Genomic DNA, 19,709 nt, shown 5'->3' with positions numbered 1-19,709 from the left:
ATCTATTTCGACACCGACAAATATGACATCGACTCGATGGATCAGGCCGCACTGACCCGGCAGGCGCAGTGGCTGATGCAGTATCCGGGCAAGCGTGCCTCGATCGAAGGCCATTGCGACGAGCGCGGCACCCGCGAATACAACCTTGCCCTTGGTGAACGCCGTGCCAATGCCGCGAAGAACTACCTTGTGAGCCTTGGCGTCGATGCCTCACGGCTCTCGACGATCAGCTACGGCAAGGAACGCCCGGTTGCGCTGGGTTCCAATGAGGAAGCCTGGGCGCAGAACCGCCGTGCGGTGACGATCACCGTCGATTGATCCGGATGGGGCGTTCGTTGCAGGATAATCTGCTGCGGACGCCTCCCGAAACGGGTTCCGGGGTTGCATCGGTTTCGATTCGCAGCTTATCGCGCTTCGAATGAGCCGCGCACGCCGATCCAACGACTGGGGTTTTCCGCGCTGGCGCGGCTATGGCAGCTCGCGCGAGGCGGCGCAGGTGCGTCTGTGTGATCGGCACGGTTGCAACGAACCTGGCGATTGCCCTGCCCCCAAAAGTCCCAACAGCCCTGATCGCTGGTACTTCTGCCAGAAGCATGCGGCCGAATATAACGCGGGCTGGGATTACTTCGCCGGGCTCGACAAGGAAGCCGCGGCCGAGCGCGAGGCGCAGGAGCGCGCCGAGACATCGGGATACAAGGAGTCTGCGCATTACGGCTGGGCGGGGTCCGGCGACGGCACGCGCAGCCGCGATGAATTGCGTGCGCTGGAGGCACTGGGGCTGGAGCCCGATGCGGACTTCGATGCCGTGCGTAAGGCCTGGCGCACCAGGGCCAAGGAAGTCCACCCGGACGTGCGGCCGAACGATGCCGAAGCGGCAAAGGCTTTCCAGACTTACCAGCTTGCCTACGAAGTTCTGCGCGCAGCAGAAGAACGGCGGGAGTGGAAGGGGTAGGTTCTGGCCACCAAGCGGAGAATCCACACGCCTGAAAAAACAAAGGGCGCTCCGCAAGGAGCGCCCTTTGTTTTTTCAGGGGACGTGCCCGGCAGCCTTATTTCGGTGCCAGCACCATCAGCATCTGACGGCCTTCCATGCGCGGATAGGCTTCGATCTTGGCGATCTCTGCCACGTCTTCCTGCACGCGGCGCAGCAGGTTCATGCCGAGCTGTTGGTGCGAAAGTTCACGGCCGCGGAAGCGCAGGGTGACTTTCACCTTGTCTCCGTCGCCGATGAAGCGGACGACGTTGCGCATCTTCGTGTCGTAGTCATGATCGTCGATGTTCGGACGCATCTTGATCTCTTTGATCTCCTGCGTCTTTTGGGTCTTGCGCGCGGCATTGGCCTTCTTCTGGGCCTCATACCGGTACTTGCCGACATCAAGGAACTTGCACACCGGCGGATCCGCGTTGGGCGACACTTCGACCAGATCGAGACCGACATCAGCCGCCTGTTCGATTGCTTCGCGAGTATACATGACGCCGAGATTTTCACCGTTCTCGTCGATGACGCGAACCTTGTCGGACTGGATCATGTTATTGTAGCGCGGTCCACTCTTGACCGGGGGCGTCATCATACGCCGGGGTGGGGGTGCTATAAGGGTTCTCCTGAATCGTTACCGTTACATTGTGCAGATTCGCGGCTCATTAATGCGAATCGCGCGGACGCGCAAAGCGGGAATTCGCGCAAGTCTGTTAAGAAAGTGCGTTTCGGTCTGCCCTCGCCCGTAAACTAATATACCGGGTCACGCTGATTTTCGCCAGAGGGGATAGCAAACCAGCCTTTCCCGCGCGGGCACAAGGGCTTCGATTGCGTCGGAAGGCTGCAGGGCCGAGAGGATCGCGGGATCGGCAGCGTTCATCCCGCCGGTCAGGCTTCCGTAGGCGGGAAGGATCAGCCGGTCGCCGCTTTTGACCACGCAGGGCCGGGCAATGCGCCGTCCGCGGGCTTCGACGATAAGGCGCGGGTGGAAGTGGCCGGAAAGCTCGGCTTCTGTCGTTCCGGGCCGGGCTATGTGACGCAAGGCAATGCCGCCGATAGCCAGTTCTTCGACGCAGGTTCCTCCGGCACCGTTGCCGAGGTCCGGATCGTGGTTGCCGGTGATCCACACCCAGTCGAGCGCGCGGGTGAGCGCAGCCAGCATCCCGGCCGCGTGCGGTTCCATGCGCTCGGGGCCCATGCTGTCGTGGAAGTTGTCTCCCAGCGCGAAGACCCGGCGTGCACCCGTGCGCCTTACTGCCAGAGCCAGCCTCTCCAACGTTTCTCGGCTGTCATAGGGGGGCAGCATCTGGCCCTTGTGTGCAAAGAAGCTGCCCTTTTCGAGATGCAGGTCGGCCACCAGCAGCGCCTGCTCGCGCGGCCAGTATAGAGCGCTCGCCCGCCCCGGTTCGGCGGTGACGAGGTGCATTTCCTGATCGTGGAACAAAAAGGGAACCATGGCTTTCCCTTGCCGCAGGCCATTCGATTTGGCAAGCGCGCATCATGACTGACTGGACCCCTTACACCGCCCGCGCCAGCGAATGGTTCCAAACCCTGCGTGACCGGATCTGTGCTGAATTCGAAGCCATCGAGCGCGAGGCCGGCTCCGATGCCGCCTTCGAATACACGCCGTGGAAACGTGCGGCCGTCGAGGGCGGGGAAGGCGAGACCGGCGGCGGCACGCGGGGCCTGATCAAGGGCAAGGTCTTCGAGAAGGCCGGCGTCAACATTTCGACCGTGTCTGGCGGACTGGCAAAGGACTTTGCCGGCACTATCAACGGCGCGTCGGCCGAGCAGAATGCCTTTTCGGCGACCGGCATCAGTCTGGTGGCGCACATGGCCAATCCGCATGTGCCCGCGGTCCACATGAACACCCGATTCCTGACTACGACCAAGGCATGGTTCGGTGGCGGCGCCGATCTCAATCCGCCATTGCCCTATGACGAGGACACTGCCGAATTCCATGCGGAGTTCAAGGCTGCCTGTGATGCCCATGGCGCTGATTACTACGAACGCTTCAAGGCCTGGGCCGATGAGTATTTCTACATCCCGCACCGCAAGGTCCATCGCGGTGTCGGCGGCATCTTCTACGATCACCTCGAATGTGCCGACGAGCCTGCATGGGAAGCCAACTTCGCTTTCACCAAGGCGGTGGGGGAGGCGTTCCTGGCCGTGTTTCCCCGGATCGTTCGGCGCCGTATGGGCATGGCGTTCACGCCTGCAGACAAGGCGCAGCAGTTGGAATGGCGCGGCCGTTACGCGGAGTTCAACCTTGTTTATGATCGCGGCACGCTGTTCGGTCTGAAGACCGGCGGCAACATCGACGCCATCCTCATGAGCCTTCCTCCGGAAGCGACCTGGAGCTGAATTCCCCGGGACGATCCCGGGATGAAGCAGGGTAAGACCTGATGGAGAGCCCGGGGACAATTTTGCAGAATGTGCCAGTCTTCCATGGTCGGGAGCTGGCCAGATGCGTATTCATTCTTTTCAAGTGTTTCTGTCGGCAAATGCCCTTGTTCTGACAACGGCGCTGCTCAGCCGGGCGTGGGCGCAGGACCCGGTGGCCTTGCCTGAAGATGCCGATGCTCGCGACCGCGCGGTGTCCATTTGCATGGCCGAGGCCAAGGCGCGGGGCGCGAAGATGGGTGTTGTCGATGTGGCCATGCGCAAGGTCGAGGACACCGACAAGAAGAGCGATGGCCGCGCCTCGATGCGTGCCGAGATCGATGTCGTGATAAAGGACAAGGACGGCAATCTGAAAACCAAAAGGAAGACCATCCGCTGCGATACCCGCAACGGCGTGGTGACGGGATTCCGGTACGATTAGACTGGCAGTGGCAGGGTGGTCTCGCGCTGGCGCTGAACATGCTTTGGGCGTGTGTGCCGGAATCGAAGGCCGATGGCTGCAATTTAACTTTTGACGCCCCCGGCGGAGTGGCTAGGCTCCTGAAAAATTGCCATTGTTCGGGGGTGCCATGCGATCCGGCCATTTTTCGTGCCTGCTTGCTGTTTCTGTATTGCTTGCCGGGTGTGGAGGGGGCGGTTCGTCGTCCGGTTCCACCGCTACGGCGGCTACGCCGACGCCCACTCCGACGCCTACACCGGCATCGACGGCCTGCTCGCTCTCTTCCCGGCAGCAGTGGGCACTTGGGCAATTGCAGGAATGGTACCTGTTTCCTGACCTGCTGGACGCTTCGGTCGATCCGGCCGGTTACTCGACGGTCAGCGATTACATCGACGCCCTTGTCGCACCGGCGCGAGCCCAATCGAAGGACCGCTATTTTACCTATCTCACATCCATCTCGGAGGAGAACGCCTACTACCAGCAGGGGGCGACAGCCGGCTTCGGGGTGCGGCTGGGTTTCGACTACAGCAGCAACCGCCTGTTCGTCGTCGAGGCCTATGAAGGCACGCCGGGCCTCACGGCAGGGCTGGACCGGGGAACCGAGATCATCGCGATCGGTACTTCGTCGTCGAACCTCCAGTCGATCCAGACGCTGATGCAGAATGGCGGCACGCAGGCGATCAGCGACGCGCTGGGGCCGTCCACGGTGGGCACCACGCGTGTGCTGCAGCTGCGCCAGCTGGACAGTTCGGTTTCGACAGTCAGTGTCACCAAGCAGGACTACACCCTGCTGCCGGTGTCTTCGCGCTATGGTGCCAAGGTGATCGACGATAACGGCCGCAAGGTTGGCTACATCAACTTGCGCACCTTCGTCGATACCGCGGATCCGGCGTTGCGTAGCGCGTTTGCCGATTTCAAGGCGCAGGGGGTGACTGATGTCGTGGTCGACTTGCGCTACAACGGCGGCGGCCTGATATCGATTTCGGAGCTGTTCTCGGACCTGCTCAACGCCCAGCGTACCGGGGAGGTCCAGAGCTACACCACGTTCCGCGATTCGAAATCGAGCAACAACGAGACCAACTACTTTTCCAGCCAGCCAGAGGCGATCGCGGCCACCCGCATAGCCTTCATCGGTACCGGCAGCACCGCATCGGCCAGCGAACTGCTGATCAATGCGCAGAAGCCTTATCTCGGTTCCAGTGCCGCGCTGATCGGCAGCAACACGTATGGCAAGCCGGTGGGTCAAGTCGGGCTCGATAATGCGCCCTGCGACGACCGCCTGCGCGCCGTCGCCCTCAAGGTTGAAAACGCCAACCACGAGGGCGACTACTATACGGGCCTTGCCAGCGTGCTGCCGGTAACATGCCAGGCAGCCGACAATATCTCATACCAGTTGGGCGATCCGCAGGAGCCGTCGATCAAGGCTGCGCTCGACTTCCTCGACGGACGCAGCTGCACGGCCATTGCATCGACCGGACTGGCCCAGCAGGGCGTTGGGCGCCGCTTGTTGCAGGCAGCGAAGCCCACGGCCATCCAGCGCGAATTGCCGGGCGTCTACTGACGACCTGAGGCGGGCCGGTCAGGCGTTGACGTTTGACCGGCTCTTCATCAGCGGCTGAATGCGGGTGCCGAAATTCTCGACGCCTTCGATGAAGTCGTCGAACGTCAGCAGCACGCCGCCCGTGTTCGGCACTTCGGCCATTTCATCGAGCATCCGGGCGACGGTCTCGTAGCTTCCGACCAGCGTGCCCATGTTGATGTTTACCGCGCCTTCGGGTGCGGCGAGTTGGCGGACATTGGTATCGGTATTGACGGTATCCTTGGCACCCTGATCGGCCAGCCAGGCGATAGCGCCCAGATCAACACCGTCGTTGTAGAGCTGCCATTTGGCCATGGCTTCCTCGTCGGTCTTGGCGGCGATGATCATGACAAGGACAAAGACTTTCACGTCACGCCCGGTTTCCGCCGTAAACTTGGCGAGCCGTTCGTTGTTGGACGCGAAGGCCGTAGGCGTATTGACTCCGACACCGAGGCAGAAGGCATAGTCCGCCCACTTGGCCGAAAAGCCGAGCCCGGCGTCCGACGATCCCGCGCAGATGATCTTCATGTCGCCCTGCGGCTGGGGCCGGACGAGGCAATCGTCCATCTGGTAGTACTGACCCTTGAAGTCACTGCGGCCGGTCTCCCACAGTTCGCGCAGGATCTGGGCATATTCGTCCAGCATCTTGTAGCGGTTGCGGAAGTGCTCGTCCCCCGGCCAGAGCCCCATCTGCGTGTATTCGGGCGGTTGCCATCCGGTGATCAGGTTGAGGCCGAAGCGGCCGTGACTGATGCTGTCGATCGTGTTGCACATCCGCGCGGCGAATGCAGGCGGTATGATCAGCGTGGGGCAGGTGGCGAAGATCTTGATCTTCTCGGTCACCGCCGCGAGGCCCGACATCAGCGTGAAGCTTTCCAGCCCGTATTCCCAGAACTCGCTCTTGCCGCCGAAGCCGCGCAGCTTGATCATCGAGAGCAGGAAATCGAGCCCGTGCTTCTCGGCGCGCAGGGCGATCTCCTTGTTGAGATCGAATGTCGGCATGTATTGCGGCGAGGTGGTGCTGATCAGCCAGCCATTGTTGTTGATGGGGACGAAAACGCCGACTTGCATGACTTAGCTCCTGAGGAATTCGATCACGATGTGATTGAAGCGTTCCGGGTCGGTGACATTACAGGCGTGCCCGCCCCACTTGAAGGTTTCGATCCGGGCACGCGGAAACGATGCCGCCAGTTCCTGTGATGATGCGAACGGGACCAGAAAGTCATCACGCGTGGCTATAGCCAGAAGCGGTGGCAGTTTTGCGATCGCGGAATGATGCGGAGCGTAGGCCTGCACGGCAGCGATGCGCTTCTCCATTGTCGCCGTACCGGGGAAGGCTGCCAGATGGTGCGGCAGTTCAGCGGTGAGTTGTCCATCGTGGCTGGCGATCCAGTCCGGCGGAAACAGGAACAAGGGCTGGGCCTGCAGAAAGGCCTCCGGCCCGGCCGAGCGCAGAAGCGCCAGCCGCATTTCGAAGCAGCGGCGCGTATGCGGGGAAAGCGTGCGCCAGGCGTTGATTGCGACGAGACGGTCAATGCGGCCGGACAAGAGCGCGGCTTCGATTCCGATCATGCCGCCCAGTGCATGGCCGACAAGGCTGGCGCGTGCGATTTCCAGGTCGTCCATCAGTGCCAGCACGTCAGTGGTCATGTCAGTCACGGCCGTGCCGGCGGGCAGGGCGCGATCGCTGCGCCCGGTGCCGCGATGGTCATAGGCGATTACGCGATACCGTTCGGCCAGTGCCGGGATATTTGGAGCCCAATATGCGGCTGAACCGCCCAGTCCGCTCGAGAGGATCAGCGGAGGGGCGTCCGGCGGGCCGTGCATTTCATAATAGAGCCCGGCGGCCTCAGCCAAGGTGTGCGACCGAAGCGATTTCGACGAGGCAGTCCGGCTTCACCAGATCGCACTTGATGCAATAGCGCGCGGGTTTGTCGCCCGGGAAGTATTCGGCATAGACGGCATTGAAGGCGGCATAATCGGCCATGTCCTTCAGGAAGATGTGGTTCATCGCCACATCTGCCATGGTGCCGCCCGCGGCCTCGACGGTTGTCTTGATCGCTTCCAGCACATGACGCGTCTGCGCTGCGGCATCTCCGGGATAGAGCACCGTGCCGCCTTCGCCCAGTGCGAGCATGCCCGAGACGTAGACGGTGCCGCCTACCTTCGTCCCGGCCGAGTATGGCGCGATCGGCGCGGGGAACTCGGGCGGATTGATTGGTTCGAAGGGCATGGTCACTCCTTGGGAGGAAGCTGGCTCACGGTTGTGCGGAAATCCGCAACTGTGCTGACCCAGCCGAAGAACTTCTCGACGTTGTAGACCGTGGCCTGCTGGATGAAGTCGGGCCCGAGGTGATGCGTCGCATCCTCCAGCAGCACCCCGAAATATTCGAGGTGGAACCCGTCGCGCAGGGTGGATTCGACGCAGACATTGGTGGCGATGCCGGTGAACACCAGCGTGCGGATGCCACGGGCGCGCAGCACACTGTCGAGTTGCGAGTTGAAGAAAGCGGAATAGCGCGGTTTGTGTACGCGCAGATCGCCTTCCTTGGGGGCGAGGGCCTCGATCAGCTCATAGTCCCAGCCGCCGCGTGCCAGGAACCGTCCAGCCAGTTCGGGACGCTTGCGCATGGTTTTGAGCGCATTGGACTTGTGCCAGTTGGGGGATAGCGGCGTCCCCGCTTCGGTATAATCGGCGTCCCAGCCGTTCTGCAGGAAGATCACTGGCATTCCCGCCATGCGTGCGGTGTCCAGCACTTCGGTGATCTTGCCGATCACGCTTGCCGCCGGGCCGACATCGAAACCCGCTTCATCCACATAGCCGCCCTTGCTGGCATAGGCGTTCTGCATATCGACCACGATCACGGCCGTCGCTCCGGGATCGAGACGGATCGGCTCGGGGCGTGCGGGGAGAATGACTGAGGGGCCTGCGCTTGCGGGCGTGGGATCGACGAAAGGTTCGCTCACCCACCCACTATTGGGCAGGCGCGGCGATTGATCAAGCTGTCGAAAATTGTGAACGAAGTGTTCCGTTTTATGAGCATTACGCGGGGTTTGCGTGAGCAGCTCATCGTGTACTTCTAAAAGTCAACGACGCGAAGCCTTCCCGGTCTGGAATGGTCTCGCCTCAGCAGAACCGCAGGCGGGGTGCGGTCTGCTGCGGTGCCGGCGCCCGCAGCCGCTCATCGATCAGCCAGTGAATGACTTCGCCCGCGCTGCGGGCATGGCGGCGCTGGTTGGTCAGTCCGATGCGGCGCAGATCGAGAGTGTCGAAGAGCTCGGCGCCAAATTCCTCGCCCTTCGCCCAGCGGACCTGCGCATCCACTTCGACACCGTCTGGCAGGGTGATGCTGAATATCTCGCTCACATGCACGGTAATCCCGCGCGAGGCGATGCGCATGCCACGTTCGGAAACATCGCGGACAATGACGTCGTGCCCGGGCAGGCCAGGCGCGCGCATGACGGCGCGGATCAGGGTACGCTGGCGCGGTGCGCGCGGACGATGACCGTTTCCGGACTGGCTCTCAACCGCAGTTAACATCCCAAGTCCGGAATCCGGTGCGATTTCCACGAGTTTGAGACCAGCCGTTGCAGCCATTGTGTGCGCCCTTGAGGTTATGGTTTTCTGTGTGCCCGGAGTTTGTACCAGCAGCGGATTTGAATTCCCGCGACTGTCTCCGGTGCCTGTGGGAGGACGGCATTATGTCGGGCGCGTTAAGCTTTTTCGGTTACCTACGCAGTTGTCCTAGGGCAGGGTATTGTGTTGCAAAATGTGCAACTTTTAGGCTTCCCTCTTGTGACATTGCAAAAAATCCTGACATGACAGGATAGCATGCTCCGCCAGTACGAACTCGTCGAACGCGTCAAGGAATACGCGCCGGAGGCCGATGAGGCCCTGCTCAACCGTGCCTATGTATATACCGTGCAGAAGCACGGTTCGCAGAAGCGCGCGAGCGGTGACCCGTACTTCAGCCATCCGGTGGAAGTGGCGGGTCTGATGACCGAGCTGAAGCTCGACCAGCAGACCATCATCACCGCGCTGCTCCACGATACGGTGGAAGACACTCTCGCCACGATCGACGAGATCGAGAGGCTGTTCGGTCCGGATGTCGCAAGACTGGTCGATGGCGTGACCAAGCTTTCGAAGATCGAGGTGATGACCGAAAGCGAGCGCGCGGCGGAAAACCTGCGCAAGTTCCTGCTCGCCATGAGTGAGGACTTGCGGGTGCTGCTGGTGAAGCTGGCGGACCGCCTGCACAACATGCGCACGCTGCACTTCATCAAGAAGCCCGAAAAGCGCCAGCGCATCGCTCGCGAGACCATGGATATCTACGCCCCGCTGGCCGAACGCGTGGGTATGTATGAATATATGCGCGAGATGCAATTGCTCGCGTTCGAGCAGCTCGAGCCGGAAGGCTATGCCACGATCACCGGCCGCCTTGCGCAGATCCGCAGTCAGGAAGGCGGACAGGTGGACGACATCGCGCTGGCCATCAAGCAGGCGCTTGCAGAGGCCGGCGTGCAGGTGGAAGTGACCGGCCGGGAGAAGCATCCCTATTCGATCTGGAAGAAGATGGCCGAACGCCACGTGACCTTCGAGCAGATCACCGACATCATGGCATTCCGCGTGCTGACTGAGACGCCCGACGACTGTTATCGCGCGCTGGGGGTGCTGCACCGGACCTGGCAGATGATCCCCGGCCGCTTCAAGGACTACATCTCCACGCCCAAGTCCAACGGCTACAAGTCGCTTCATACCGCGCTGATCTACGAAAACTCGATGCGCATGGAAGTGCAGATCCGCACCCGCGAAATGCACCGTACCAACGAGTTCGGGCTGGCCGCGCACTGGGCGTACAAACAGGGTGGCACGCGCCCCGACGGGCAGGTCGGCTGGCTGCGCGACCTGATCGAGATCGTCGATACCAGCCACGATGCCGAGGAACTGCTCGAGCATACCAGGCTGGCGATCTATCAGGACCGCATCTTCGCCTTCACTCCGAAGGGGGCATTGCACCAGCTGCCCAAGGGATCGACGGCGGTCGACTTTGCCTATGCCGTGCATACTGATCTCGGCAACGCGGCAGTCGGGGCGAAGATCAATGGCCGGCACGTTCCGTTGCGCACGCAACTGGCCAACGGCGATGTCATCGAGGTCATCAAGAGTCCCAACTCCGAACCGCAGCTCTCCTGGCTGGGCTTTGTCGTGACCGGCAAGGCCCGCGCGGCAATCCGGCGTGCGGTGCGCGCCAAGGAGCGCGCGGAAGTGGCCGAGATCGGCTCCAAGCTGTTCGACGAGATTATAGGCCGCCTGCCCCAGCGCATCGGCAAGAAGGCGATCAGCAGTGCCATCAGACAGCTGGAACTGCGAGACGAGGAAGATCTCATGTTCGCCATCGGTTCGGCGCGTCTGTCCGACCGCGAGGTGATGGAAGCACTGGTTCCCGGCAGTACCGCCGAACTGCCCGACGAGCCGGAATGGACGCGCACCGAACGCGCGATTTCGATCCGCGGCCTGACGCCCGGCATGGGCTTCGAGCTCGCCGAATGCTGTCACCCGGTCCCCGGTGACCGCATTGTCGGCCTGCGTCGGCCGGACAAGAAGGTGGAAGTCCACACGATCGACTGCCTGACGCTCGCCAATGGCGTCGATGCCGACTGGCTTGACCTCTCGTGGGGTGAGCGGACCACGGGTGCCGTGGGCCGCCTGCGGCTGGTGCTTTACAACCGGCCGGGAACGCTGGCGGAGGTGACCCAGATATTCGCGTCGAACCGCGCCAATGTTTCCAGCCTCAATATGATCCAGCGTGATGAGCCCTTCGGCACCTACGAGGTCGATCTTGAGGTTGCCGATCTGGCGCACCTGACCCGTATCATCGGTGCCCTTCGTGCCAGCGAGGCGGTGTCCGAAGCGATGCGCATCTGATCGCGGTCAGACTTCCAGGAAGATCTGCACCTCGTCTCCGTCGGTCAGGTCTTCGGCCCGGCGCACCGATGCCTTGACCGGCAGAAGCCAGCCATTGTCGGACTTGCTCGGGAATACCGAAGTGGCAAAGGCGGTACCGCCGATCCGGGCCTTGACCTTGAGCGAACCGAAGCCGCGAGCGGTGCCTTCCAGCTTGCGCATCAGCGCGGTCGCGGAAAGGGCTTCCCCCGTTTCACCGCCGATCGTGATGAAATGCCAGGTTCCGCTGCCGGAGGCGCCGGTCCAGCGCCAGAGGTGCCCGGTGTGGACGAGATGCTCGACGGGAATCACGTGCCCACCCGTTTCGCCACTCGGATCGGCACCGGCACGTTGCATATGTCGACACCGTCTGCGGGCTGAATATAAAAATCGTCTTTCCGGTTGGCGCGCTTGTCCATGTAGACGGCAAAGCTCTGGCTCGCCGTAGAGAGGTATTCGTAGGCGGGCAGGTCGCTGACGTCCTTGCCCATCCGCACGGCAAGGATGGCGGTCCGTTCCGCAGGCGTCTCGTAAAAGCCGAGTTCGCCCGTGCCGCGCGGCAGTGAGGACAGGTGCTCGATGCCCGCAATCACGCGCCCGACGACGGCAATATTCCGGTCCAGCTGGCGCGGGGCATGGCCGATAACGGCATAGAGTTCTGCCCCGGTGCCGGTGTCGGGGGAAATGTTGCGGCCAACGCCCACCGAGCCATAGCAGTGCGTGGGCCAGATGCGCGCGCCGTCGGACGCGACCGGCAACCCAGCCTCGAAGCCTGTGACGAGAGCATAGGGATCGCGTCCATGCAGGACTTCGGCGGGCGTCATGTCGCTGACCTGTGACATCACGGCCGCAAGATCTTCGAGAGCCTTGATCTTCTGTTTCAGGGCGGGGTCGTTGGCAATTGAGGCATCCGCTTCATATTCGGCCTCGGTCATGCTTTGCAGCCCGTCCGGAAGCGGCTTGGCCTTGCCCGGCACTTCACCGTCGGGATCGCCCCATTGCACCACATAGTTGTCCTGCACGCGCACGACTGAAATCCCATCATACCACCGAGCGGCGGCGAGCTTGCGGATGTTGCCGGTCCAGCCCTGGGAGAAGGGTTCGGAGATGAGCTGGATGACCACGCGGCGGGGTTTGCCATTGGCGCCTGGTGCCAGATCCATGACGAGGAGATCGTCTGGTGCGATCCTCACCCAATCGGAGGCCGGTGCAGCCGCCACGATCTGGTTGGGCGTCTGCAGGACAACCTGATCGCCGGCCGCCAGCGACTGTGACGAAACGCAGGCCGCGCTCAGGGAAAGCACGGCGCCAGGAAAAAATTTGCACATGTCCTGCAAGATGCCATGCCCAGACCGCTTGCGAAACCCTGCGCCTCACGCTAGGGCGCGTCGCCTACCAGTGCATGCGGAGCGGTGGCCGAGTGGTCGAAGGCGCTCGCCTGGAAAGTGAGTATACGTCAAAAGCGTATCGAGGGTTCGAATCCCTCCCGCTCCGCCAAATACCTAAAATTATTACGTATTTTCAATGAAATACGCCATTTTGTTGAGTTGGGCCAACATTTAGACCAACATCGCGTTTAGGAACGCATGAGCTGGCGTCCTGTGTCTGCTTTTGCCAACGTGCTCCTTGCTGGGAGCTATGTGGAGGCGCTCGTGGAAGGCTTATTAAAAGCCCGAACTGTGCAGCGCGTCACGTTCATCCCTCCATATATTATTTAAATATTTCATTGTTAATAAAATTTAGATTAATGGCCTCTCGTAATGGAATGTAATTTCCAAGTCATTCCTTGGCGGCAATTTTTCCTGAAAAATCAATAAAATTTCCATCTATTTCTATTTTCAACGAGTTTTCTGCTGCTCAAGTCGTCCAAAGTCCGGCTCCGAAGGCGGCACGCTGCAGTTCCTCCCGAAAATCGGGATGGGCAAGGCCGATCAACGCTCTGGCGCGTTCCGCAGCGGATTTGCCTTTCAGGTTCGTCCAGCCGTATTCAGTCACGACGATGTGGGTGTCGTTGCGCGGTGTCGTGACCGGACCTGAAAGCGCCGCACTAATGCGTGACACCGTGCCCTTTGCGGCGGTGGAATGGCACGCAATGATGGAGCGCCCCCCGCGCGAGGCATAGGCACCGCGCACGAAATCAAGCTGTCCGCCCGATCCGCTGAACTGGCGCCCATTCATGAATTCAGAATTGCAGGCCCCGGTCAGATCGATCTGCAGGGTCGCGTTGACCGAAACCACATTGTCATTCTGCGCAATGACGAAGGGGTTGTTGACGTAGTCAACCGGATGGGCCTCGACCAGCGGGTTGTCGTGCAGGAAATCGTAGAGCGGCTGATCGCCCAGCGCGAACGCGAAGACCGTGTGGCCCGCATGGCTCTGCTTGCGGCTGTTGTCGACGACCCCCGTCCTGACCAGTTCCGCGAGTCCCGGTGTCATCATCTCGGTATGAATGCCGAGATGGCGATGGCGGGCCAGACCTGCACAAACCGCATCGGGCAGAGCGCCGATGCCCATCTGCAGGCAATCCCCGTCCCGCACCAGCCCGGCGATGATCGCGCCGATGGCATCGTCCACCGCCGAACGCGGTGCTGGCGGAAGCAGTGGCAAGATGACATCGTTTTCAACCACTGCCGTGACGTCGGAAACCGGGATCATGCAGTTCCCGTGCACGTAGGGCATGTGAGCATTGACTTCGAGGATGATACGCGTGCCGGGCTTGCGAGCCACCGCCAGCGAATAGTCTGTACTGGTACCAAGACTGAAATTGCCGTTCGCGTCCATGGGGGAGACCGTCGCGATGAGCGTATCCACGCCAACATGTTCGACCATGGCCCGCGGAACCTGGCTGAAATGGCACGGCATCACCTCCACTGCAGGCAAAGCCTCGGCTCTCCGCCGCTTGTCGAGCGCTCTCTCCACGCCGCCGTGGAAATAGCTCATGGGGATCAGTCGATCCTGCAAGTCGAAATCGAACACGCTCCCACCCGCAATGCCGGTGCAGAGCAGGTAATAGAAACGCACGTCCGCGACGCCACCGCCGCGTGCCCGGTCCGCCAGCGCTGCCAGAATTGCAGGGGGCTGTCCGGCACCGAGGACCATGGTGACTTTCGCTCCGGACGGAATCCGGGCCGCCGCTTCGCTGGCCGAACAGAGGCGTTCGCGATAGAGCCTGGCGTGATCAGTCATTATTATCTCCCAGTGCGCCGGATGCCCGGCGTGCGCGTTCCTGCAACAGGCTAAAAAAGCGTGTGCACGGTGGCTTTCAAGCCTGCGACAGCAAATATCCGTCGTTCGGAAGCGGATTTCCGCGACCCACGCGACCGGTCGTCGCCTTTGCGTGGCCGGGCTGGTCTAATGCGCCGGACTGTGTCACCGACAACGGATTGATTTTCCTGTCGGACCAAGAAAACCCGGGTGCCATGACTGACGAAGGCCAGAAGGATCGCCGCAGCCAGATCCTCGAGATCGCGGCGCAGCTCTTCGCCCGCAAGGGCTACCGCGGGACCTCCATGCGCGATATCGGTGCTGAGGCCGGTGTGCTCGGCGGTTCGCTCTATCATCACATCAAGTCCAAGGACGCGCTGTTTGTCGAGTTGCACAATGCCGCGCTCGATAGCGCCGCCATGCGCATCGATGCCGCCATTGCCCCGCACAGTGAGCCGTGGGGGCGCCTTCAGGCCGCATGCGAGACCCTGCTGGAAATTCAGCTTGCCCCTGATTCGCTGACTATGCCCATGATGAATGACTTTCGCGAAGTGCCTGACAATGTCCGCATCCGGCTGCTCGAACGACGCGATGCCTTCGAGACGGTGTTCCGGGATCTCGTGGAAGCATTGCCACTGCCTTCTGCGTTCGACCGCTCGATCTACCGCAACCTGCTGCTCGTCCAGCTGAATTCGGCCGCGAGCTGGTACCGCCCGGGCAGGCTGAGCCCGGCCCAGGTCGCACGCCAGATCATCGCCATCTTCCGCCACACCTGATCCCGGCAAAGCCTCCACAGATACGAAAACTCGCATTGAATTGATTGTAACAGATGTTTGGTGTAGAGGCGCGCAGGTCTGATCGAGAGAGGATATGTGCGATGCAAGGCTACCAGCCGCCGATAGCGGATTACCGTTTCCTTCTGGGTGAAGTGCTCGGATTCGAAAGTGCGATGTCCGAGCTTGGACAGGAGACCGATCTCGATCTCGCCATGGCCGTGCTCGATGAGGCAGGCCGCTTCTGCGCCGACATTCTCCAGCCCATCAGCCGCGAAGGCGACGAAGTGGGCAGCCGCATCGTCGATGGCGCCGTGGTGACGCCGCCGGGATATTCCGACGCCTACCGCAGCTTTGCCGAAGGCGGCTGGGCTGCCTTGTCCGCCAGCCCCGATCATGGCGGCCAGGGCCTGCCCTTCATCCTCCAGCTCTGGTTCGATGAGATGATGTCCGCAGCCAACCTCTCGTTCGGCCTGTTCCCGGGCCTGACGCGGGGCGCCTGCGAAGCGATCGCGGCCCATGCTTCCGACGAACTCAAGGCCATCTGGCTGGAACCGATGGTCACCGGCGAGTGGACCGGCGCCATGGCACTGACCGAAAGCGGCGCGGGCACCGACCTTGCCCTGCTCAAGACCAAGGCCGAGCCCAATGGCGACGGCAGCTTCGCCGTCACCGGCACCAAGATCTTCATTTCTTCGGGCGATCACGATTTCGGCTGCAATATCGTGCATCTCGTGCTGGCCCGGCTGCCCGACGCGCCTTCGGGGGTGAAGGGCATCAGCCTGTTCCTGGTCCCCAAGTTCCTGCCTGACAGCGAAGGCGGCTTCACCGTGCGCAACACGATGTCGGTCGGCGCGCTGGAAAAGAAGATGGGCATCCATGCCCAGCCCACCTGCGTGATGAACTACGACGGGGCGACCGGCTGGCTCGTCGGCGAGCCGCATCGCGGGCTGGCCGCCATGTTCACGATGATGAATGCGGAACGGCTCATGGTCGGCATCCAGGGGCTCGGTATTGCCGGCGGAGCGTACCAGCAGGCCGTAGGCTACGCGCGCGAGCGGCTGCAAGGCCGCAGCGCGGACGGCGCCCGCGGACCGGTGCCGATCCTCGAACATGCCGATGTGCGCCGGATGCTGCTGCAGATCCGCGCCTTCGTGGAAAGCGGCCGCGCGCTGGCGGGATGGACCGCATTGCAGATGGACCGCGCCCGCCAGCATCCCGACGCCAGCGTGCGTGCCGAAGCAGACGCCGTGGTCGCCCTGCTGACGCCGGTGGTGAAAGCCGGCTTCACCGACTTCGGCTTTGAAAGTGCCGTCCACGCGCAGCAGGTCTTCGGCGGCCACGGCTACATTCGCGAATGGGGCATGGAACAGTTCGTGCGCGATGCCCGCATTGCCCAGATCTACGAAGGCACCAACGGCGTGCAGGCCATGGACCTTGTCAGCCGCAAGCTCACCCTCGGCGGGGGCAGTGTGGTTGCGGGTTTCCTCGATATGGTCGAGGCCGATCTGGCCGCCGCGCAGGCGCACCCCCACGCCGAACAGGTTGCCCGTCAGACCGGTGCCGCCCTGCAAATCCTTCGGGACACCACGGCATCCCTGCAGGGCGCGGACATCGATGCCGCCGGGTCAGCCGCAGTCGATTACCTGCGCATGTTCTCGCTTGTCGCGATGGGCTGGATGTGGGCCCGCATGGCCGCCGCTGCCGGAAGCGGCAGCGAGCAGCACATGGCCAAACTGGCCGTGGCCCGCTATTTCGCGGAACGCATGTTGCCGCAAGTCGATGCGCTGGCCAAGGCGATCGGTTCCGGGCCCGAAGCTGTTGCTCAGCTCGCGCTGGAGGCTTTTTGAACAAATAGGACTCTGTCTCGAGAACTTGGGTCCTGCGCCATTCGGCGACGGAGCCTGCCGAACTGAGGTCGGTCCGGTGGCCAGGACGCCTTGGTTGCTTATCCCTAGCCGGCAGCGGCATTCCAAGTCGGGGCATCCCGACCTGCAGGTCATGGGCTTGCGCTTTCAGCACAATGCCGGCGCCCTGACGACGGTACTCCGCAGAGTGCATTATCATGCGGGCATGGTCATGGCTGGCGATGCAAGGGCACGATTGCTGGACTGAAGGGCTCGCAGGACCTGATCTTCCGCCGACTGACCCGGCGCGATGCCGCGCGTCCTCTACGTCTCATATCCGACTCGGCGATCCATCCAGGATCTGCAGCGTTTGCGTATGTGAACAAGGCCCGAAATTACGCATCGGTTGTTGATCCGTTGCGCTCGAAGCGGGTCCTTCGGAAGGTTTGGCTCGTTCGCCGCACATGGTTCGTCCCGCGGCCGGAACAGGGAATGCGAAATCCACTGGCAAGGCGGGGCAAAGCATGTGCAATATTATGTAGACGCGGCGCGCATCGCGTATTACCATATCTGCAGTTAGTATTACTAATCCAGGTGGTCAAATATTACGAGGGCAGGCGTATGGACGGAGTTCGCGTAGGCAAGCGAGTGATAGGCGCGGAATCGCCAGTCACTGTGGGATGGGAAAACCTCCCGCGTGTGGAGGGTGGTCCGCTCAAGCAGTTTGTCTTTACCTGGTTTCAGCCCACGGTGCTCTTCGCGCTGCTTGCGTTCTGGTACTACGCGCCCAATTCCATCGCCAAGGCATCGACCGCCATCGGCATCGGCATCGGCTTCAAGGTGCTGTTGCTGACGATGGAATGGTTCTTCCCGCGGCATGAAAGCTGGCGGCTCACCTGGAAGGAACTGACCACCGACCTGTTCTTTGTCGGCCTTGGCTATACGATTCTGCGCACGGTCGATGTCTACATCGGCGATGGCGCGATGATTGCTGCCATCCAGAAAGCCTTCGACTGGGACAAGTTCAACTGGTTCACGGGCCTGCCGTTGCTGGTGCAGGCGTTCATGATCTCGTTCATTTTCGATTTCGGTCAATACTGGATGCATCGCGGGATGCATAACTGGTACCCGCTGTGGCTGACCCACGCGCCGCATCACTTTATTACCCAGCTGAACATCAACAAGGGCGCGGTCGGCAATCCGGTCGAGCTTTTCCTGATCGGGCTCGGTATCGGTGGTTTCTTCGACTTCCTGCCGCGTGCGGCTCTGCTCGCCGGCACTTTCGGCATGGCGGTCAGCACCTATCAGCACATCAATGTGCGCTTCAACACGCCGCGCTGGTGGCGCTTCATCTTCAACACCACCGAGCATCACAGCCTGCACCATTCGCTGGACTACGAGGCTACCCGGAGCAACTATTCCGGGACCTGGATCTTCATCGATCGCATCTTTGGCACCTGCGTGGACGGTGAGGCCGAACTGCTGGGCATGGAAGGCGGCCGCCGCATGTCGATCCGCGAGCAGATGCATTATCCGTTCTCCGAGGCCTGGAAGACGCTCAAGGAGAAGTTCGGCCGGCCGGTGACGGCGGTGCCGGCCGAGTGATGGGCCGGACCTCTTTTCCCAGCTTTTCCCTATCGACCAAACGCCATTCCCGTGCCGGGGCCATTACGCCCCGGTTCGCACCGTCGTGCCTTGGCGGTATCTAACCCTCACTGAATCCAACCTTCACTGACAAGGGAATCCCGTGAACCTGCGTTTCTTCGACTGGATCTGGCACATCAAGGGCAGCCTGCCGCTCGCTCACGGACAATCAAGCGATGAAGTCTTCGAGCGGCTCGATCCCTTGTTCCGCCAGACCGGAACCACCCACGAACGAACGAACGGTACGCTGTCCTTCCGCAAGAAGGACCCTGCGGCGCAGGACAAGATGTCCGTTTTCGACAGGGGAGTCCTCAAGGTCGAAAACGATGGGACAGGGGGAGTGCTGAACTACTACCTGAGCAGCAGGGCCCTTTTGTTCTGCTTTCTGGCTCCCTTGTTGTTCCTGAGCTTCGGCCAGCTTACCGTTGCGTTGGGAACCTTGAACAAGCCGTCGGCGGAGGCCGAAAAGACGGCGGAAGACAAGAAAAAGGACGCGAAGAAAGAGGCCGAAAGGCCGATGAATCCGATCGACAAGGCTCTCGGCGCGCCTGCTCCGGAAAAGCCTGACAAAAACAAGAAAGACAAGAAGCCCTCGCCTACGCCTGCCTATGTCTTCGCGGGTATTTTCGCGACGCTCTACGTCGTGGGGCGCTTCCTTGAACAGCGGCTGGTCAAGTCGCTATTCAAGAAGAGATTGCTGGGCGAGACGCCCGTCGCGCTGTCTGAACCCGCCTAATCTCAGCAGAGTGGTACTCATTGCTCCATCAGGTTGAAGCGGGTGAGGGGGCTAAGGGTCTGAACCCGCTACCGGTGTTGACGGGGTGCAGGGCTGAGGGTGGTATTTGGTCTCGATCGGGGACATGAAGGAGCCTTCGGTAATTTTGGGCGTCGCGGAATTGG

Annotated in this window: 20 protein-coding genes and 1 tRNA gene; 11 read left to right on the top strand and 10 right to left on the bottom strand. The window is 61.6% G+C overall.

The window, feature by feature from the left end; all coding sequences use genetic code 11:
• Window positions 1-318, top strand: a 318-nt coding sequence (pal, locus tag MTR64_RS14175; RefSeq protein WP_243994740.1) for a peptidoglycan-associated lipoprotein Pal, incomplete at its 5' end; no start/stop codon positions are given.
• 100 nt (window positions 319-418) lie between these two features.
• A complete protein-coding gene (locus MTR64_RS14170; protein WP_243994738.1) occupies window positions 419-952 on the top strand; it encodes a J domain-containing protein in 534 nt (177 codons plus the stop codon).
• Window positions 953-1,049: 97 nt separating this feature from the next.
• Here the strand turns inward: MTR64_RS14170 and infC are convergent, their stop codons facing one another.
• Complete coding sequence (gene infC, locus MTR64_RS14165) at window positions 1,050-1,571, bottom strand: translation initiation factor IF-3 (RefSeq protein ID WP_243994736.1); 522 nt, start codon at window positions 1,569-1,571, stop codon at window positions 1,050-1,052.
• A 168-nt stretch (window positions 1,572-1,739) separates the two neighbouring features.
• A complete protein-coding gene (gene pdeM / locus MTR64_RS14160) occupies window positions 1,740-2,432 on the bottom strand; it encodes a ligase-associated DNA damage response endonuclease PdeM (RefSeq protein ID WP_243994735.1) in 693 nt (230 codons plus the stop codon).
• A 44-nt stretch (window positions 2,433-2,476) separates the two neighbouring features.
• Here pdeM and hemF point away from each other — a divergent pair, with 44 nt between their 5' ends.
• The 3 genes from hemF to MTR64_RS14145 all read left to right on the top strand — a co-directional run bounded on the left by hemF (window position 2,477) and on the right by MTR64_RS14145 (window position 5,379).
• Window positions 2,477-3,340 (top strand): oxygen-dependent coproporphyrinogen oxidase, encoded by an 864-nt coding sequence (hemF, locus tag MTR64_RS14155; RefSeq protein ID WP_243994734.1) that lies wholly within the window; start codon window positions 2,477-2,479, stop codon window positions 3,338-3,340.
• Between the two features lie 124 nt (window positions 3,341-3,464).
• Complete coding sequence (locus MTR64_RS14150) at window positions 3,465-3,800, top strand: hypothetical protein (RefSeq protein ID WP_243994733.1); 336 nt, start codon at window positions 3,465-3,467, stop codon at window positions 3,798-3,800.
• Window positions 3,801-4,128: 328 nt separating this feature from the next.
• Entirely contained in the window at window positions 4,129-5,379 is a 1,251-nt protein-coding gene (locus MTR64_RS14145; protein WP_243994732.1) for a S41 family peptidase, read from the top strand.
• 18 nt (window positions 5,380-5,397) lie between these two features.
• Here MTR64_RS14145 and rutA read toward each other — a convergent pair whose 3' ends face one another.
• The 5 genes from rutA to MTR64_RS14120 all read right to left on the bottom strand — a co-directional run bounded on the left by rutA (window position 5,398) and on the right by MTR64_RS14120 (window position 8,995).
• Window positions 5,398-6,468 (bottom strand): pyrimidine utilization protein A, encoded by a 1,071-nt coding sequence (gene rutA, locus MTR64_RS14140; RefSeq protein ID WP_243994731.1) that lies wholly within the window; start codon window positions 6,466-6,468, stop codon window positions 5,398-5,400.
• 3 nt (window positions 6,469-6,471) lie between these two features.
• The gene (rutD, locus tag MTR64_RS14135; protein ID WP_243994730.1) at window positions 6,472-7,254 is read right to left on the bottom strand and encodes a pyrimidine utilization protein D; all 783 of its coding nucleotides are present in this window, start codon (window positions 7,252-7,254) and stop codon (window positions 6,472-6,474) included.
• Entirely contained in the window at window positions 7,247-7,630 is a 384-nt protein-coding gene (gene rutC / locus MTR64_RS14130; protein ID WP_243994729.1) for a pyrimidine utilization protein C, read from the bottom strand. Before rutC ends, rutD begins: the two co-directional genes overlap by 8 nt.
• Before the next feature lie 2 nt (window positions 7,631-7,632).
• Window positions 7,633-8,364, bottom strand: a complete 732-nt coding sequence (gene rutB / locus MTR64_RS14125) for a pyrimidine utilization protein B (RefSeq protein WP_243994728.1) — start codon at window positions 8,362-8,364, stop codon at window positions 7,633-7,635.
• Between the two features lie 160 nt (window positions 8,365-8,524).
• The gene (locus MTR64_RS14120; RefSeq protein WP_243994727.1) at window positions 8,525-8,995 is read right to left on the bottom strand and encodes a PilZ domain-containing protein; all 471 of its coding nucleotides are present in this window, start codon (window positions 8,993-8,995) and stop codon (window positions 8,525-8,527) included.
• A gap of 234 nt (window positions 8,996-9,229) precedes the next feature.
• On the opposite strand from MTR64_RS14120, the gene MTR64_RS14115 reads away from it, so the two are divergent.
• A complete protein-coding gene (locus tag MTR64_RS14115; protein WP_243994726.1) occupies window positions 9,230-11,323 on the top strand; it encodes a RelA/SpoT family protein in 2,094 nt (697 codons plus the stop codon).
• A gap of 6 nt (window positions 11,324-11,329) precedes the next feature.
• On the opposite strand, the gene MTR64_RS14110 is transcribed toward MTR64_RS14115, so the two are convergent.
• Entirely contained in the window at window positions 11,330-11,653 is a 324-nt protein-coding gene (locus MTR64_RS14110; protein WP_243994725.1) for a DUF1905 domain-containing protein, read from the bottom strand.
• Window positions 11,650-12,669, bottom strand: coding sequence for a peptidylprolyl isomerase (locus tag MTR64_RS14105; RefSeq protein WP_419144948.1), 1,020 nt, complete (start codon window positions 12,667-12,669; stop codon window positions 11,650-11,652). Before MTR64_RS14105 ends, MTR64_RS14110 begins: the two co-directional genes overlap by 4 nt.
• A gap of 78 nt (window positions 12,670-12,747) precedes the next feature.
• Here MTR64_RS14105 and MTR64_RS14100 point away from each other — a divergent pair.
• Window positions 12,748-12,838 (top strand) — tRNA-Ser (locus MTR64_RS14100).
• 360 nt (window positions 12,839-13,198) lie between these two features.
• On the opposite strand, the gene MTR64_RS14095 is transcribed toward MTR64_RS14100, so the two are convergent.
• A complete protein-coding gene (locus tag MTR64_RS14095; RefSeq protein WP_243994723.1) occupies window positions 13,199-14,527 on the bottom strand; it encodes an acetyl-CoA hydrolase/transferase family protein in 1,329 nt (442 codons plus the stop codon).
• Between the two features lie 233 nt (window positions 14,528-14,760).
• Between MTR64_RS14095 and MTR64_RS14090 the strand changes: the two genes are divergently transcribed.
• From MTR64_RS14090 to MTR64_RS14075, 4 genes are all read left to right on the top strand, one after another.
• Complete coding sequence (locus MTR64_RS14090) at window positions 14,761-15,321, top strand: TetR/AcrR family transcriptional regulator (protein WP_243994722.1); 561 nt, start codon at window positions 14,761-14,763, stop codon at window positions 15,319-15,321.
• A 101-nt stretch (window positions 15,322-15,422) separates the two neighbouring features.
• Complete coding sequence (locus MTR64_RS14085) at window positions 15,423-17,168, top strand: acyl-CoA dehydrogenase (protein ID WP_243994721.1); 1,746 nt, start codon at window positions 15,423-15,425, stop codon at window positions 17,166-17,168.
• Window positions 17,169-17,786: 618 nt separating this feature from the next.
• A complete protein-coding gene (locus MTR64_RS14080) occupies window positions 17,787-18,770 on the top strand; it encodes a sterol desaturase family protein (protein WP_243994720.1) in 984 nt (327 codons plus the stop codon).
• 142 nt (window positions 18,771-18,912) lie between these two features.
• Complete coding sequence (locus MTR64_RS14075) at window positions 18,913-19,545, top strand: hypothetical protein (protein ID WP_243994719.1); 633 nt, start codon at window positions 18,913-18,915, stop codon at window positions 19,543-19,545.
• Window positions 19,546-19,709: the final 164 nt, after the last annotated feature.

Source organism: Novosphingobium album (ex Hu et al. 2023), assembly GCF_022832385.1.
Lineage (GTDB): Bacteria > Pseudomonadota > Alphaproteobacteria > Sphingomonadales > Sphingomonadaceae > Novosphingobium > Novosphingobium album.
Note: the sequence above shows the minus strand (reverse complement) of the source record. Positions and strands in the feature narration are given on the sequence as shown.

What these genes read in the sequence shown, in the direction of transcription:
- MTR64_RS14170 (WP_243994738.1), top strand. Translation starts at nt 419, where the DNA reads ATGAGCCGCGCACGCCGATCCAACGACTGGGGTTTTCCGCGCTGGCGC.
- infC (WP_243994736.1), bottom strand. Translation starts at nt 1,571, where the DNA reads ATGATGACGCCCCCGGTCAAGAGTGGACCGCGCTACAATAACATGATC.
- pdeM (WP_243994735.1), bottom strand. Translation starts at nt 2,432, where the DNA reads ATGGTTCCCTTTTTGTTCCACGATCAGGAAATGCACCTCGTCACCGCC.
- hemF (WP_243994734.1), top strand. Translation starts at nt 2,477, where the DNA reads ATGACTGACTGGACCCCTTACACCGCCCGCGCCAGCGAATGGTTCCAA.
- rutA (WP_243994731.1), bottom strand. Translation starts at nt 6,468, where the DNA reads ATGCAAGTCGGCGTTTTCGTCCCCATCAACAACAATGGCTGGCTGATC.
- rutC (WP_243994729.1), bottom strand. Translation starts at nt 7,630, where the DNA reads ATGCCCTTCGAACCAATCAATCCGCCCGAGTTCCCCGCGCCGATCGCG.
- MTR64_RS14120 (WP_243994727.1), bottom strand. Translation starts at nt 8,995, where the DNA reads ATGGCTGCAACGGCTGGTCTCAAACTCGTGGAAATCGCACCGGATTCC.
- MTR64_RS14115 (WP_243994726.1), top strand. Translation starts at nt 9,230, where the DNA reads ATGCTCCGCCAGTACGAACTCGTCGAACGCGTCAAGGAATACGCGCCG.
- MTR64_RS14105 (WP_419144948.1), bottom strand. Translation starts at nt 12,669, where the DNA reads ATGTGCAAATTTTTTCCTGGCGCCGTGCTTTCCCTGAGCGCGGCCTGC.
- MTR64_RS14095 (WP_243994723.1), bottom strand. Translation starts at nt 14,527, where the DNA reads ATGACTGATCACGCCAGGCTCTATCGCGAACGCCTCTGTTCGGCCAGC.
- MTR64_RS14090 (WP_243994722.1), top strand. Translation starts at nt 14,761, where the DNA reads ATGACTGACGAAGGCCAGAAGGATCGCCGCAGCCAGATCCTCGAGATC.
- MTR64_RS14085 (WP_243994721.1), top strand. Translation starts at nt 15,423, where the DNA reads ATGCAAGGCTACCAGCCGCCGATAGCGGATTACCGTTTCCTTCTGGGT.
- MTR64_RS14080 (WP_243994720.1), top strand. Translation starts at nt 17,787, where the DNA reads ATGGACGGAGTTCGCGTAGGCAAGCGAGTGATAGGCGCGGAATCGCCA.